15 protein-coding genes are annotated in these 15,589 nt (G+C 48.2%); 5 read left to right on the top strand and 10 right to left on the bottom strand.

All coding sequences use genetic code 11. The features are described from left to right. Positions 1-32: 32 nt before the first annotated feature. The 3 genes from NKU06_RS08060 to NKU06_RS08050 all read right to left on the bottom strand — a co-directional run bounded on the left by NKU06_RS08060 (position 33) and on the right by NKU06_RS08050 (position 2,639). A complete protein-coding gene (locus NKU06_RS08060; RefSeq protein ID WP_254729891.1) occupies positions 33-737 on the bottom strand; it encodes a fumarylacetoacetate hydrolase family protein in 705 nt (234 codons plus the stop codon). Between the two features lie 147 nt (positions 738-884). Then, positions 885-1,538 carry a maleylacetoacetate isomerase gene (gene maiA, locus NKU06_RS08055; protein WP_254729889.1) on the bottom strand — a complete coding sequence of 218 codons (654 nt, stop codon included), beginning with the start codon at positions 1,536-1,538 and terminating at the stop codon, positions 885-887. A gap of 51 nt (positions 1,539-1,589) precedes the next feature. Further along, a complete protein-coding gene (locus NKU06_RS08050) occupies positions 1,590-2,639 on the bottom strand; it encodes a cupin domain-containing protein (protein WP_253223210.1) in 1,050 nt (349 codons plus the stop codon). A 148-nt stretch (positions 2,640-2,787) separates the two neighbouring features. Between NKU06_RS08050 and NKU06_RS08045 the strand changes: the two genes are divergently transcribed. Continuing rightward, positions 2,788-3,681 carry a LysR family transcriptional regulator gene (locus NKU06_RS08045; protein ID WP_254729887.1) on the top strand — a complete coding sequence of 298 codons (894 nt, stop codon included), beginning with the start codon at positions 2,788-2,790 and terminating at the stop codon, positions 3,679-3,681. A 230-nt stretch (positions 3,682-3,911) separates the two neighbouring features. Here NKU06_RS08045 and NKU06_RS08040 read toward each other — a convergent pair whose 3' ends face one another. Beyond that, positions 3,912-4,667: a TSUP family transporter gene (locus NKU06_RS08040; protein ID WP_254732187.1), complete on the bottom strand. Its 756-nt coding sequence runs from the start codon at positions 4,665-4,667 to the stop codon at positions 3,912-3,914. Between the two features lie 218 nt (positions 4,668-4,885). Between NKU06_RS08040 and nhaA the strand changes: the two genes are divergently transcribed. Then, positions 4,886-6,097 carry a Na+/H+ antiporter NhaA gene (gene nhaA / locus NKU06_RS08035; RefSeq protein WP_253223208.1) on the top strand — a complete coding sequence of 404 codons (1,212 nt, stop codon included), beginning with the start codon at positions 4,886-4,888 and terminating at the stop codon, positions 6,095-6,097. A gap of 247 nt (positions 6,098-6,344) precedes the next feature. On the opposite strand, the gene NKU06_RS08030 is transcribed toward nhaA, so the two are convergent. The 3 genes from NKU06_RS08030 to NKU06_RS08020 form a co-directional block, all read right to left on the bottom strand. Further along, a complete protein-coding gene (locus tag NKU06_RS08030; protein WP_254729885.1) occupies positions 6,345-7,391 on the bottom strand; it encodes a nitronate monooxygenase family protein in 1,047 nt (348 codons plus the stop codon). 361 nt (positions 7,392-7,752) lie between these two features. Continuing rightward, entirely contained in the window at positions 7,753-8,907 is a 1,155-nt protein-coding gene (locus NKU06_RS08025) for a dihydroorotase (protein WP_254729883.1), read from the bottom strand. 62 nt (positions 8,908-8,969) lie between these two features. Next, on the bottom strand, positions 8,970-9,986 hold the full coding sequence (locus NKU06_RS08020) for an aspartate carbamoyltransferase catalytic subunit (RefSeq protein WP_254729881.1): 1,017 nt from the start codon (positions 9,984-9,986) through the stop codon (positions 8,970-8,972). A 303-nt stretch (positions 9,987-10,289) separates the two neighbouring features. Between NKU06_RS08020 and NKU06_RS08015 the strand changes: the two genes are divergently transcribed. From NKU06_RS08015 to NKU06_RS08005, 3 genes are all read left to right on the top strand, one after another. Then, complete coding sequence (locus NKU06_RS08015) at positions 10,290-11,288, top strand: class 1 fructose-bisphosphatase (RefSeq protein ID WP_254729879.1); 999 nt, start codon at positions 10,290-10,292, stop codon at positions 11,286-11,288. Between the two features lie 73 nt (positions 11,289-11,361). Continuing rightward, the gene (locus tag NKU06_RS08010) at positions 11,362-12,141 is read left to right on the top strand and encodes an RNA methyltransferase (RefSeq protein ID WP_254729877.1); all 780 of its coding nucleotides are present in this window, start codon (positions 11,362-11,364) and stop codon (positions 12,139-12,141) included. A 5-nt stretch (positions 12,142-12,146) separates the two neighbouring features. Then, positions 12,147-13,016, top strand: coding sequence for a metallophosphoesterase (locus tag NKU06_RS08005; RefSeq protein WP_254729875.1), 870 nt, complete (start codon positions 12,147-12,149; stop codon positions 13,014-13,016). Positions 13,017-13,298: 282 nt separating this feature from the next. Here NKU06_RS08005 and NKU06_RS11640 read toward each other — a convergent pair whose 3' ends face one another. From NKU06_RS11640 to NKU06_RS07995, 3 genes are all read right to left on the bottom strand, one after another. Next, positions 13,299-13,424, bottom strand: coding sequence for a hypothetical protein (locus NKU06_RS11640; RefSeq protein WP_256521235.1), 126 nt, complete (start codon positions 13,422-13,424; stop codon positions 13,299-13,301). Between the two features lie 362 nt (positions 13,425-13,786). Further along, a complete protein-coding gene (locus tag NKU06_RS08000; RefSeq protein WP_254729873.1) occupies positions 13,787-14,716 on the bottom strand; it encodes an electron transfer flavoprotein subunit alpha/FixB family protein in 930 nt (309 codons plus the stop codon). A gap of 30 nt (positions 14,717-14,746) precedes the next feature. Then, on the bottom strand, positions 14,747-15,496 hold the full coding sequence (locus NKU06_RS07995) for an electron transfer flavoprotein subunit beta/FixA family protein (protein WP_254729871.1): 750 nt from the start codon (positions 15,494-15,496) through the stop codon (positions 14,747-14,749). Positions 15,497-15,589 lie beyond the last annotated feature (93 nt).

Here is a 15,589-nt window from a genome sequence, read left to right as displayed (position 1 = left end):
AACCTAGTTTTGCAGGAAATCTAATGATAAAATTACTTCACATTAACCGTGATGCCCGTCAATCCTGCGATGTCTGCTTGCATCACATCGCCTTTGACCACAGCACCAACCCCTTCAGGCGTACCTGTGAAGATCAAATCACCTGCTTGTAGTTCAAACAGTTCTGATAATTTGCTGATGGTCTCAGCGACATTCCAAATCAGAAAATCGATGCCGCTTTTTTGCTTGGTTTCGCCATTGACGGTTAGGTGAATCTCACCTTTATTGATTTCGCCAGTTTCACTGATTGGGTGAATCATGCCGATTGGCGATGAATAATCAAATGCTTTACCAATTTCCCAAGGGCGACCCATTTCGCGCATTTTCATCTGCAGGTCGCGGCGTGTCATGTCAAGACCGACTGCATAGCCAAAGATGTGTTTGGCAGCATCTTCGACAGAAATATTTTTACCACCTTTACCAATCGCGACAACCAATTCAATCTCATAGTGATAATTATTGGTCTGATCAGGATAAGGCAAATCAATCGCCACACCTGCTGGCACAGGCACGATAGATTCAGGATCGTTTGGCTTGCAGAAGAAAAATGGTGGTTCGCGATCAGGATCAAAGCCCATCTCGCGAGCGTGCGCGGCATAGTTACGACCGACGCAGTACACGCGGCGCACTGGGAATTGGTCATCCGTGCCATTGATGGCTAGACCGACAGTTTTGACAGGTTCAAATACATATGACATTGGTTTTCTCCTTGATTGTAGATTTTTAAGCATTAAAGTTATATGGTCGTTAAAATCAAAATAAGACTAGCCGGCGAGTCGCAGATAGTACAAGTAGTACAGCAAGACGAGCTAACGCAGTTTTATTTTGAATTTTTAGACTATGGTTTAAATTTTTGGCGTATCGATTTGGTTATCAGGATGCGCTTTTTTAAAGGCATCTAAACTATTGCAATGCGCATCGATGGCGACAATATTCGGATAAGCGGATAAATCCACCCCGAAACGGCGCGCTGAATACACCTGCGGAATCAGATAGGCATCGGCAAGTGTCGGCGTATCACCAAAGCAAAATCCCTTGTGGCGCGCGGTATCTTTGGCAAGTAAAGTCTCAAGCGCACTAAAGCCTGCATGAATCCACTCAGCTGTCCATGCCGCCGTGACATCATCATCTTGACCAAGCTCTAATTTTAGATATTCTAAAATTCTCTTATTATTGATCGGATGAATATCACAGCCGATGATCGCCGCCAATGCACGCACACGAGCGCGCGCGATTGGATCTTTTGGCAGTAGTGACGACTGCGGATAGACTTCTTCGAGCCACTCGATGATGGCGACGCTTTGGGTCAGTACTTCGCCACTTTCTAGCACCAATGCAGGGACTAAACCTTGCGGATTAATCGCTTTATAGGCATCGCTTTTGTTTTCATATTTACCAAGGCTGATCGGCAGATATTCATACTCAAGCCCCTTAAGATTGAGCGCGATGCGCGTGCGGTGCGATGTGCCGCTGCGAAAAAAGTTATACAGTTTTAACATATTATTATGCCTTATTATTGTCGGTTAAAACAGTGGTGAATGGATGAATTTTTATTTGCCATCCGCACGATCGCGCTCGCTGTACAGCCCCAGTTTCTTTTGAAATGGCGCTTCATCAGCGACGAACACAAAGCTTGGCTGATCGCTTAGGTTGGTCAGGCTCGTATGTGCAAAGGCAGGCGACACTGCGGTATCTGAGCGCGTCAGTGACATTGCCTTATCATCTACCATCAGCGATACTTGACCGTCGATCATGTGAAAGACTTGTGCAGCTGAGCGAAGTTTGAGATGTACGGTTTCATGTGGGCGCAGCATGATGGCGCTGTAGCCGATGATTTTTTGGCAATCTTCGCCTGTTTCTGGATTGACATACGCCACCTGCACGATGTCGGTATCAGGCTCGGTTGCGGCGATATTTTCTAGCGCGCGCTTGGCATCTTCCCAGCGGTAGCGTAGGATTGGGTAGGCAGCTTGACTGCGCTCAAAGTGCTTGACAGGGACAATACCGCCTTGATACACAGGCTCATTAGCGACTTTGCGCGTGACTTGGTCATCGCCTTCTTCGACATAAGTTGCTTCAGCATAGTACACCAACGGCAAATCTAGGATATCTAGCCACACCACAGGCTCATCGCCTTCGTGTCCGTGCTCATGCCACATGCCCGATGGTGTCAAGATCAGATCGCCATGCTCCATTGGGCATTTTTCACCTGCGACCGTCGTGTAGCCGCCCTGACCTTCGACGATCAGGCGCACAGCATTTGGCGTGTGGCGATGGTTTGGTGCGATCTCACCTGGTAGGATCAGCTGCATACCCAGATAAATCACAGGGCTTGCGCGCATGGTGGTGATGTCAAGACCTGGATTAGATAGCACAAGTACGCGGCGTTCGGCTTTTTCAATCGGTGTCAGCTCACCTGCTTGCATGAGTAGTGGGCGGATGTCCTGATACGGCCAGACGGTGGCGACGGATTTTGGGCGTGGGGTGATAGGCGGCATGACATCGCGTAGGCTTGGCCACAGCGGTACTAAATTATTTTGTTCCAATTCATCACGATATGCTTGTGGTAAATCTTCCAGACGACCTAATTGTAAATCCATGTTTTACTCCTTGGTTTGGCACTTTTTTGTGGTCTGGCAAATTATACCAAACTCGCCGAATGCCATCCATGCGCCATGCACAATAAATATTATTAATAACTTTAATACTCATGCTACAATACGCACACACCCACCCTTTGAGAGTGCCATGGCTCACACCTTAGATATCCGCCTGCTACAGCTGTTTCATGCCATTTATACCCATGAGAATATCTCCCACGCCGCAGCCAGTCTTGACATCGGACAGCCTGCTGCGAGTATCGGACTGAGCAAGCTGCGTAAGCATTTTGACAATCAGCTGTTCGTGCGCGTCGGTCATCAGATGCTGCCAACTGAGTTCGCCAAAGAGCTTGCACCCCTGATCACACAGACGCTCGAGCAAGTCAGACTCATCAATGACTACCGCCGCGCCTTTGACCCTGCCATCTCGACGCGCACTTTCACGCTTGGGCTGACTGATATTAGCCATCTGCAGCTTGTGCCGAAGCTTGCCGCCTATCTGCACACGCACGCGCCGCACATCTGCCTAAATGTCGTACCGATCGATGCGGCGACACCGACACTGATGAGTAGCGGTCAGATTGATTTGGCGATTGGTTTTATTCCGCAGTTAGAAGCAGGATTTTATCAGCAGACGCTGTTTCATCAGCACTATGTGGCATTGGTACGGCATGATCATCCGCGTATCGCTGAGAGCTTGTCTTTACAAGATTATGAACGCGAAAATCACCTAGAGATCGTCCCGAGCGGTACGGGGCATTATATGGCAGAAAATGAAATTCAACGGCTTGGCGTCACGCGCAACATTCGGATGCGTATGCCAGGCTATCTGGGCGTGGATGCAGTGGTGAAAAATACCGATCTGATCGCAACCGTCCCTGAAAAACTTGGGTTCTTACTTGATGATGCAGGCTGTCGGATTTATCCGCTACCGTTTAAGTTATCAGGCTTTGATGTCAAGCAGCACTGGCACGCGCGTATGCACAAAAATTCGGACAATCGATGGCTGCGGCAAGTGTGTTTTGAGCTGTTTCATCAGTGATGGATGAATTGAAAAATTAGGTGGGATAATTAGATTTTTTAATAAAAATTATTATGCAAATCAAGAATTATAGGGCGCAGAACAGCAAGGTGTGTTATACGCGCCGTTAAGACAGTCGATATATCAATTTTTCCAAGATTTTATTAAATTTTATTTTAAAAATCAAATGCTTATAGCGCATTGGTGCGTGGGCGCACCCAATAATTACCCCAAATAATCTTAACAATCACTCACCAAAACACATAGCGCACCACCATCGCAAAGCACATCAGCACAATCACAGGGCGGATAAATTTCGCACCGCCTTTGACCACCATCTGCGAACCACAAAACGCCCCAATGATTTGCCCTGCCATCATCACAAAGCCCACTTTCCACAGCACCTGACCGCCTAAGATAAAGAAAATCAAGCTTGCAATGTTGGTTGAGAAATTCAAAAGCTTTGCCACACCTGTTGCGCGGATCAAATCCATGCCACGCAGCGCAACATTAGACAGCGCAAAAAATGTCCCTGTCCCTGGTCCAAGATAACCATCATAAAAGCCAATCACCGGCACAATGGTCTTTTGCCAAGTGGATTGGCTCAGTTTGGGCGCACTTTCGATCTCGCCAAGACTTGGGGCAAACAGCGTATAAAGCCCCACGCCTGCAACCAAAAACGGAATGATGACCTTAAGCATCTCAGGTGGCGACAGCTGCACCAAGACGGTGGCGATCGCTGAACCAATAAACGCCGCCAAAATCGCCCATTTGATCTTATAAGGGCGCACCACACCTTTTTTGATCATGGTGAGACTTGCCGAGAACGAACCTGCTGAAGCTTGCAGCTTATTGGTAGCAAGGGTGGCAATGGGTGGCACACCCGACAGCAAAAGAGCAGGAATGGTCAAAAGCCCGCCGCCACCTGCCATCGCATCGACAAAGCCTGCCAACATCGCCACGCCAAACAGCATCACCAAAATCTCAAATCCCAATTGAATATCCATCACAGATTTACTTCCCAAATGCTGTAAAATGTAAAAAATACTTTATTATACGCTGATTTTTTGATACATTGGCGTTAATTAATAACTTTTTATGCAAATTTGACAAGATTCGCTGAACGAATTGTAATTCTAAAACAATCAACGCTTTGGTATCTTATCATAAATCCATCACGCCAAAGCCAAACCAACCTTGACGAGACACGAAGTAGGAAGTAGCAATGTTCGCCCAAATTAAAAAATTCTTACAATTAGAAGCGGCTGGCGGTATCGTGCTTGCCTTGGCTGCCATCCTTGCGATGATCGTCGCCAACTCGCCTTTGCACGATTTATATCATGCTTTTATCCATGCGCCTGTGGTGGTGCAGATCGGCGCGTTTGAGATCGCCAAAGATGCGCACCACTGGATCAATGATGGCTTGATGGCGATTTTCTTTTTCTTGGTTGGGCTTGAGCTTAAGCGCGAAGCACTGATCGGTGAGCTTGCTGATGTCAAGCAAATTTTGATGCCTGCCTTGGCGGCTGTCGGTGGTATGATCGCCCCTGCGCTGATTTATGCCGCATTCAACTACCAAAATCCTGAGCAGTTGGCAGGCTGGGCGATCCCTGCGGCGACTGATATTGCTTTTGCCTTGGGTGTGATTAGCCTTTTGGGCAATCGCGTGCCAAATGCCTTGAAGGTATTTTTAGTGTCGATTGCAATTTTTGATGACTTGGGTGCGATCATCATCATTGCGCTATTTTATACGGCTGATTTATCCCTATTTTCATTGGGTGTGGCGGCGGTCTGCTTGCCAATTTTGTATCTGTTGAACAAAATGGGTGTGGTGCGTCTGACACCTTATCTGCTCATCGGTCTTATCATGTGGGCAGCGATGCTCAAATCAGGGGTACACGCAACTTTGGCAGGCGTGCTATTGGCATTTTTTATTCCACTGCGCAACAAACACGACCCTGAACATTCACCGCTTGAAGAGCTGGAACATGATTTGCACGGGACAGTGGCGTTTGGTATTTTGCCATTATTCGCCTTTGCCAATGCCGGTATCAGTCTGGCAGGCACAAGCATCGATACGCTGCTACATCCTGTGCCACTGGGCATCGCGGCAGGTCTGTTCATCGGTAAGCAAGTCGGCGTGATGGCGGCGGTGCTACTTTGCCTAAAGCTTGGCTTGGCAAGCCTACCAACAGGCACAAATATGAAGCAAATCTACGGCGTGTCCTTGCTGTGCGGTATCGGCTTTACGATGAGCTTGTTCATCTCAGGGCTTGCCTTTGGCGGTATTCCTGAAGGCTTCGATCCGCGACTTGGCATTATTCTAGGCTCGATCATCTCAGGTATCGCAGGTTATCTGCTGCTACGCAAAGCCATCCCCAATGCCGATCATCCTGTGTTTGCCACCGATGAAGGCAAGGGCTATATTCATGATTGAATAGAATGAGCAATATAAAATCCACTGTGTGAACGGTGGATTTTTTGTGGTTGAAAATTATAAAATATCTACCAATAAACCCCAGCCCAGCCCTCCTCTTAATTAAGGGGAGGGAGCGTCCTTTTGCAAACATCAGCCTGCAAGATACCACTCCTCCCCTTTTTAAAAAAAAAGGGGGGGGAGGCTGGGAGGGGGTTTATGAAAAATGGAATGAATACGATAAAACACCCTCCAATACCCAACCACCCTACATAACCAACCGCCCCACTAATGCCGCCATCGTCTCATCACGGCACGCGCCGACATTCGCCCCTGCCCATAGGCTCATCAGCTCACTATTGGCAGTCTTAGTGCCGTGCACGCGCAAGGATTTGGTCATGGCGTTCAGCGTCGGATACACTGGCAGCTGGTCATGTCGCTCAAGTCCATCTAGATGCGCGAACTGCTGCATATATTCTGTCACCAAGCCACGCGCCAATTTGCCCGAATACAGCCGCGTCAGCTGAGTCTCACCGCCTGCCAGCAGTCGCTGTTTCCAAATTGGCGAAATACAAGACTCAACCGTGCTCAAAAACGCCGTGCCGACCACCACCGCTGCTGCGCCTGCCGATAAATATCGCACCACCTGCGCGCGATCAGCGATACCACCTGCGACGATGATTGGTGTTTCAATATTTTCTTGTGTTAAGCACTGCTTAGTCTGACTAAATAACTCTGCCAATACCAATGGCATATCGCTCTCACACAGCCAGCCGCCGCGATGACCGCCTGCTTCTGCACCCTGTATGATCACTGCGTCCGCGCCCAGTGCTGACCACGCCAGCACTTCATCAGGGTGATTCGCCGTACCGATAACAAGCGTGCCGACCGCCTTAAGCGCCGCCATCTGCCCTGTGCTGATAATCCCAAAAGTAAAGCTCGCTATCGACACAGGATTATCAAGCAAGACTTGAAACTGCTCACCAAAGCTGTGCGCAGGCTTATCATCAAGGCTAGGCACGACATCTAGTGATTGATACAGCTCGCTTAACCATGTTGGCATCGCTTGGCTATACTGACTGGTCGCATCGTCGGATAGCACCATCAAATTGACACAAAATGGCGCATCTGTCCGCGCCTTGATATCACTGATGGCTTGATGGATTTGGGCAGGCGACATCATGCCTGCACCAAGCGCGCCCAATGCCCCTGCTTGCTGTGCCGCTATCACAGTATCGACATTCGTCGCCCCTGCCATCGGTGCTTGTAGAATCGGTGTGGTAGCCAAGATGTGTGCCAATGATGGTGTGGTCATCGGAATTTCCTTATCTGTTGATTAAAGCCAAATATACCAAAAGTGCTTGGAGTAATGCAATGTTTTTATGAGCACTTTATCGGTACTTAAAAGCGATGCATGATTTGGTATTAATGATAAATTTATAGCAAATTATTTTAATTTATAGTTAATCAAATTAAAAATACATCATATCGGTTTCGTTCATGGTGAGCAAAGTCAAACCATAACGGAAAACCGCCTACCCTTCGACAAGCTCAGGGCGAACGGTTTTGGTGGTTTTTGAAGTGAAATTACTATAAATTAAAAAAACCGCCACCTTTATCATCAAGGCAAGCGGTTTTTGGCATTGAACTTTTCAATCAATAATTGAAAAGTTTGGTTATTCAAAAGTTGTCGCCACCACGCGCCCTGTCAGCGTCTGACCGCTAAACGGTGTGTTTTTGCCTTTTGAATACATGGTGTCGCCACCCACTTGCCAAGATAATTTCGGATCAATCACGATCGCACCGCCGATGGCTTGATAATCAGTGATGCCTGCGATTTTGGCAGGGTTGGTGCAGATTTTTTCAACCAGTTGCTCAGCTGTCAGCACGCCATCATTGACAAGCTTCACGCCCAATGCCACAAAGGTGTCAAAGTTACTGATACCAGGTGTCGCTTCGCCAAACGGTGCTTGCTTAGCCGATGATGACAATGGCTCATGATGGCTACAGATCGCATCGATTGTGCCGTCTTTTAGCCCATCGATCAGCGCTTTTTGGTCGGTATTACTGCGAAGTGGTGGCAGTACATATGCCGATGCGTCATAGCCTTCGATATCGTCATCGGTCAGGTGCAGCTGATGCATGGCAACATCACAAGTGATCGGCAGACCGCGCGATTTCGCCCAGCGGATCAACTCCACCGAAGTGCGGCAGGTGATTTGGCTAAAATGCGCGCTGATGCCTGTCTCTTCGACCATCAGCAGTTGCTTGGATAATGCCACCGTCTCAGCCAGCCAAGGAATGCCCTGCAAGCCGTGAAACGATGCGATATAGCCTTCGTGTGCCACACCGCCTTTGGACAGGCTTGGCTCATCAGGATAAAAGAACACTTTGAGCCCAAAAGTCGCTGCATATTCTAGCGTGCGCAGCATCACCATATCATTGGCAAAGCCGCAATTGGCATTGGTCACAGCGATCGCACCGCCTTGCTTAAGACCTGCTAGATTCGCAGGCTGCTCACCATTGAGCCCATCGGTCAGCGCGCCTAAGATATGCAGATACACACCGCCATCTTGCATGGCTTTTTCGCGAAGCCCTTTTAGCAGCGAGCCATTTTGTAAAATTGGGTCAGTATCAGGCGGCAATACGATGTGTAAAATGCCGTTTTTGCGCGCAGCCGTGCCTTCAGATTTTAAAGTGCCATGCGCTTGATGCCCTGGTTCACGCAGACGCGCGCACAGATCGACGATCGGTGGAAACACCCAATGATCATCATCGAATTTATTTGCAAAAGTGACGGTTTGCCAGTCGCTTGGTAGATAATTTTTCATGATTTGCCTTATTAAAAATCTGTACAATCCGTTAAAATATTCTAATTACTTACAAACTTTATTTATAAGTCCTTATAAGCATCTTGACCTGCGACCGACAGCGCCATCACCGCCATGCGCACCGCAATGCCGTTATTGACCTGCTTTAGAATCACTGACTGTGGGCCATCCGCCACGGTCGATGCGATCTCGACACCGCGGTTCATCGGACCTGGGTGCATGACCAGTGCATTTGGGCGCGCCTTTGCCACGCGCTCATCGGTGATGCCATATGCCTTAAAATACTCGCTCGATGATGCCAACAACGGCGAGCCAATGCGTTCATTTTGGATGCGCAGACCGATCAGCACATCACAATCCACCACGCCTTCATCAATATTTTCAAAGACGCTCACACCATAGCGCTCGATCCCTTTTGGCAGTAGCGTGCGCGGTGCGATCACGCGAATGTCTTTGACACCCAAGGTCTTTAGTGCTGCAATGTCTGAGCGAGCCACGCGGCTGTGCTTGATGTCACCGATAATGGCGACGGATAATTCATCAAAAGGCTTGGTCGCTTCGCGATGAATGGTCAGCATATCGAGCATCGCTTGGGTCGGGTGCGCGTGCCAGCCGTCGCCTGCATTGATGATGGCGATGTTTGGCGTGACTTGTGTCGCCATAAAGTGCGCCGCACCTGATGCATTATGGCGCACGACGAACATATCCGCGCTCATCGCTTCTAGATTCCACAGCGTATCGCGCAGACTTTCACCCTTGGTGGTGCTTGAGCGCGCGATGTCGATGTTCAGCACATTTGCCCCAAGGCGTTTTTGCGCTGCTTCAAAAGTCATGCGCGTGCGCGTACTTGGCTCAAAAAACAAATTCATCACCGTGCGACCCGACAGCTCATCGGTATTGGTCAGCCGACCGTCCTTATCAAAATAACCCATCGCCTTATCAATGATATTCTCAAGCTGAGCACGATTGAGCCCTTCCACACCCAAAAAGTGTCGAATCGCCCCGTCTTCATTGAGTTGGGGACGCACCAAAGACGCATTCAGCCGTGCGTCAATATCAGATAACATCGCTTGCGACATACGAAAATCCTTCTGTGATGTGGGAAAAATCTTATCAAGCTTTTAGCCAAAAAACCTATGATTTATCGCGTAAATTTGCTACACTATCAGCATCTGATCGCGGCAGTGGTTTCTGCCCATCATCCGCTTTATATGATAAAAAATCGATATAGAAAAACTTAGAAAATTTGGCACTGTATTCGCTTGTATCAATCACGGTATAGTTTAGCCGATTTATCAGTAACTAAAAAGCAAAAATTGCATTTTTTATCAATTTAGCCAAGTTTTTCTCCCAAATCGCCCAACTGCACCAAAGGACGCATGATGATGACACTCAATGACTACCTACAAGCCCATACCACCGCTGAGATTGCCAGCACTTTGACCACGCTTGCCACCGCCAGTATCTCAATCAGCCATCTACTAGACAAAGGTGCATTGGCTGGCATTCATGGCGAAGCGGGTAACGAAAATGTCCAAGGCGAAGCCCAAAAGAAACTCGATGTCATCTCAAATGACCTGCTGCTAGGTGCTTTGACTCGTAATCCACACTGTGCAGGCGTGGCATCCGAAGAGCTTGACGACATCAGCCCTGCCAACGAAGACGGCTCATTGCTCGTGCTGTTTGATCCACTCGATGGCTCAAGCAATATCGACATCAACATGACCGTTGGGACGATTTTCTCGATTTTGCCATATCATAATGTCGGTAAAACAGCCACTGCCGAAGATTTTTTGCAAAAAGGTGAAAACCAAGTTGCCGCTGGTTACTTTATCTATGGCACATCGACCATGTTGGCACTGACTTTGGGTGATGGTGTGGCGATGTTTAGTTTTGACCCAAATACCCAAGCCTACATCCTAATCAATGAACGCGTACAAATCGCCAAATCCACCGCCGAATACGCCATCAACGCATCAAATCATCACTACTGGCTACCGCCAATCCAAGAATACATCGATGGTCTGGTCGCTGGCGATACAGGCGTACGAAACAAAGACTACAATATGCGCTGGGTAGCAGCGATGATTGCTGATGTCCACCGCATCTTGATCCGTGGCGGTGTGTTTATGTATCCATTTGATACCAAGATTGCTGGTAAAGCAGGCAAACTACGCCTAATGTACGAAGCCAATCCGATGAGCTTTGTGATTGAACAAGCAGGCGGTGCATCAACCGATGCCGTGGCTCGCATCATGGAGATTGAGCCGACACACATCCATCAGCGTATCCCTGTGGTACTGGGTGCCATCGAAGAAGTGGCATTTGTCAAAGAATTGCACGCCAAAGCGGGTATCTTGGCAAATGGTGAGCCAGCCTAACACCGACCATCAGCATTAAGGGCGAGATTTTCGCCCTTTTTGTGGCATTTTTATCATCAAAAAAAACGATATCATGACCATCATCTCATCCGCCCAAAACCCCACCATCAAACACGCTCATGCACTACTGACCAATCACCGTACTCGCAAAAAAAGTATGCAGACCGTGCTTGAAGGCGTGCATTTATTGACCGCTTATTTGGATAAAGGCTTGGCAGTGGACAAGCTGATCGTCAGCGAAACTGCCATCCATCATCCAGAGATTGCACCCATCATCGCACAGATGGATGAGCGAGCTATCCTCACCATCACCGATAAGCTCTACAAAGACATCCGCACATTAGGCGATGGCGTCGATGTGATGGCAATCATCGATGTGCCAACACAGGCACTCAGTACCATCACGGATGACTGCCTAATCCTAAATGGCGTACAGGACGCAGGCAATGCTGGCACACTACTTCGCAGTGCATCATCGGTCGGTATCAGCACCATCATCAGCACGGCAGGGTCGGCAAGCCTTTGGTCGCCCAAGTGTCTACGCGCTGGCATGGGGGCGCAGTTTTCGCTGACCATCATCGAGCAGGTGAGCACTGATGCACTACTATCATCTGTCAAAACGCCGCTGTATGCCACCAGTAGTCATGTGGATAAGGTGATTTATGATCATGATTTGACTGGCAAGGTCGCTTGGGTACTCGGACACGAAGGTCAAGGCGTCGAAGCCGCCATCCTAAACCAAGCCACCGCCATCGCTCTGCCGCAGCCTGGTGGTCAAGAGAGTCTCAATGTCGGCGTGGCAGGCAGTATCTGCTTTTATGAGATGCTCCGCCAAAGACAGTATCAAAGCTAGATACTATGCGTCATTGGTTTGGCTCGATTCGGTTTTGGATAGCGGTTGCGATTTTATTGGTCATCAGCATCATCGCGACCGATGACCGCATCATCGTACGGCACTACACTTGGCAAGCACCGCATGGCTCACCTGCGACAGAGACGCTGAGCATTGCCATCATCACCGATTTGCACAGCTGTTTTTATGGCAACAACCAAAGCCAAATCATCGATATCCTGACATCTCGACACATCGACGCCATCGTACTTGGCGGTGATATCTATGATGATGTATTGCCACAGACGCACGCAGATGTACTATTATCCCAGCTGTCTGCCATCACGCCCAATGTCTATTATGTCAATGGCAATCACGAACTGTACCTGCCCCATGACACCTATCAGCAGATAGAACAAAAAATCCGCCAATACGGTATCCATATCCTACATGGTCAAGGTCAAGCCATCAGTGCTGACAGCCCTGTGATGATTTGGGGTGTGTCAGATCCTGTCAGCGGTCGATTCGCACAGGATCTCAGGACGGTTGGACAGCTTGCCAAGGCTCAAAAGCCCAATATCTTAATCAGCCATCGCCCTGAACACATCACCGATTATACGCGCTATCCTTTTGACATCGTCATCAGTGGACACGCACATGGTGGGCAGTGGCGTCTGCCGTATCTGATCAATGGGCTATTTGCACCCAATCAAGGCATCCTGCCAAAATACGCTGGTGGCAGCTATCAACTGCCCAACCCATCAAGCCATAGTCAGCAGACACAGCTCATCGTCAGTCGTGGACTGGCTCGTGAATCGACACGCTATATCCCTAGGATTTTTAATCGCCCTGAAGTGGTGTTTTTGACCATCAATCCACAGTCGGGGCAGTTGTAAAGTGGTTGTGGTGTGTGTTCTGCTGTACTTTTGCTCTCAACCGTGCGATCCATAAATCACTAAAGTAGCAATTGCATAAAATAAAGCTTTTGAAAATTCATATTCATTGCATTCGTATACAAACTCATCTCTTGAAAAAATTGATTCTCTTTATATTTTTCTGATACCATAAACCACTCCAGGGCTATCCTCAACCCATCTGTAATGCTTGCTATTACTAAATATAAACTCAGTTTCAGTGGTGCGTTGTACGCACCCTGCCATACTGTCGTATTTATTTAATTATGATAATAAGATGGTGAACATCGTCCAACACAACCACAGCCCTACAATAAAGACAGGCAGTAGCATAATGGCGATGGCAAGCCAAGTAATAGCTTTTAATAAATCGAGAAACAAATCAAGCATCACAGACCTCGTGATGATCAATAGATGTTAAAACTTAATTATGAGTGTTTTATTTCTGAATGTCAATTTCAAAGTCAACAATCAGTTGAGCAGCTCGTTAAGTACGGCAGTATGCTACAACACACCACTGAAACAGTTTAGATTAATGGCGTGCCGTGTGAATCCTACTTTGCTTCACCATTTCAATCTCGACAATTGATAAGCCAGTGTTAATTTTGTGGATTGATTAAGCCAGCGTATCATTTTTCGTGGTGCTTTTGGTGGTCATCAGCATACAAGGCAAACCAACCTTATACTAAGCCAATCACCAAATAAAAACCTTGAAACCAGCACAGTTTCAAGGTTTTTTGATGTTTATCAAATCACAGCTTAGCAGTCAGCTCTGGCACGACAGTGAACAAATCCCCTTCTAGGAAATAGTCCGCCACGCCTGCGATTGGTGCTTCTGGGTCGTTGTTGATAGCGACGATGGTCTTAGAGTCTTTCATACCCGCCAAATGCTGAATCGCACCTGAGATACCCACAGCGATGTATAGATTTGGGGCGACGATTTTACCAGTTTGACCGACTTGATAGTCATTCGGTACAAAGCCTGCATCCACCGCTGCACGGCTTGCACCCACCGCTGCGCCTAACTTGTCTGCTAGTGGCTCGATGTATTTGGTGAAGTTCTCACCGCTTGCCAGTGCACGACCACCTGAGACGACGATGCTCGCTGAAGTCAGCTCTGGGCGATCAGATACTGCAAGCTCTTCTTTGACAAAGCTTGATTTGCCCGCATCGGTCGCTGTCGCTACTGCTTCGATGGCAGCTGAGCCAGTCAGCTCTGCTGGCTCAAATGCTGTGCCGCGGACTGTGACGATGACGATTGATTCAGAAGTTTTGACCGTGGCGGTGGCGTTACCAGCATAGATCGGACGCTCAAAGGTGTTGGCATCAACCACAGCAGTGATGTCTGAGACCATGCTGACATCCAGCAGTGCTGCGACGCGTGGCAGGAAGTTCTTGCCTGTGGTGGTCGCTGGTGCGACGATATGGCTATAGCCTGCCGCTAGGTCTTTGACCAATAGCGAGACATTCTCAGCCAGCTGATTGGCATAGGCAGCGTTATCTGCTACCAAAACCTTGCTCACGCCTGCAACTTTGGCAGCTTGTTCAGCGACTGCTTGACAGTCTGCACCTGCAACCAATAGATGCACATCACCGCCCATCTGAGTCGCAGCGGTCACGGTCGCCAGTGTTGCTGATTTTAATTCTTTATTGTCATGTTCTGCATAGACTAAAATTGCCATAATTCTTATCCTTAATCTGTAATAACCGTATTAGATGACGCGTGCTTCATTTTTTAGTTTGTCAATCAGCTCATCAACTGAAGCCACTTTGACACCTGCTGAACGCTCTTTTGGTGCAACCACTTTGACCGTCTCAAGCTTAGAAGTCATATCCACACCGAAGTCCGCTGGCGTTTTGGTTTCTAGTGGTTTTTTCTTGGCCGCCATGATGTTTGGCAGTTTTGGGAAGCGTGGTTCATTCAGACGCAAGTCGGTCGTAATCACCGCAGGTAGTGGCAAGGCGACGGTTTGCAGACCGCCATCAATCTCACGAGTGACATTCACTTTATCACCCTCAACTACCACTTCTGATGCAAAAGTACCCTGACCCACACCCATCAGTGCTGCCAGCATCTGACCAGTTTGGTTATTGTCATCATCGATGGCTTGTTTGCCCAGTAGGACGATTTGAGCGCCTTCTTGTTCGGCGATACCTTTTAGGATTTTTGCCACTTGTAGCGGATAGGCTTTGGCATCAGTCTCAACCAAAATGCCACGGTCAGCACCCAATGCCAATGCTGAGCGGATTTGCTCTTGGGCTTGGGTTGTGCCAACACTCACTGCGATGATCTCAGATGCCACGCCTTTTTCTTTTAGGCGTACTGCTTCTTCGATGGCGATTTCACAAAATGGGTTGACAGACATCTTGGCATTGGCAAGCTCGACACCAGTTTCGTCAGCCTTGACACGCACTTTGACATTGTGATCGACGACGCGTTTTACCGCAACTAATATTTTCATAAAATCCTCTTTATCATTTGATGTAAGAAAAACCTAGTGAATAGGGTACACATTTAGTATGAATTTGTAAACCTTTTGGGGCAATTTTTTGGG

This window comes from Moraxella sp. FZLJ2109, from assembly GCF_024296965.1.
In the GTDB taxonomy this organism is placed as follows: Bacteria; Pseudomonadota; Gammaproteobacteria; order Pseudomonadales; family Moraxellaceae; genus Moraxella.
This window is presented reverse-complemented; position numbering and strand designations above follow the sequence as displayed.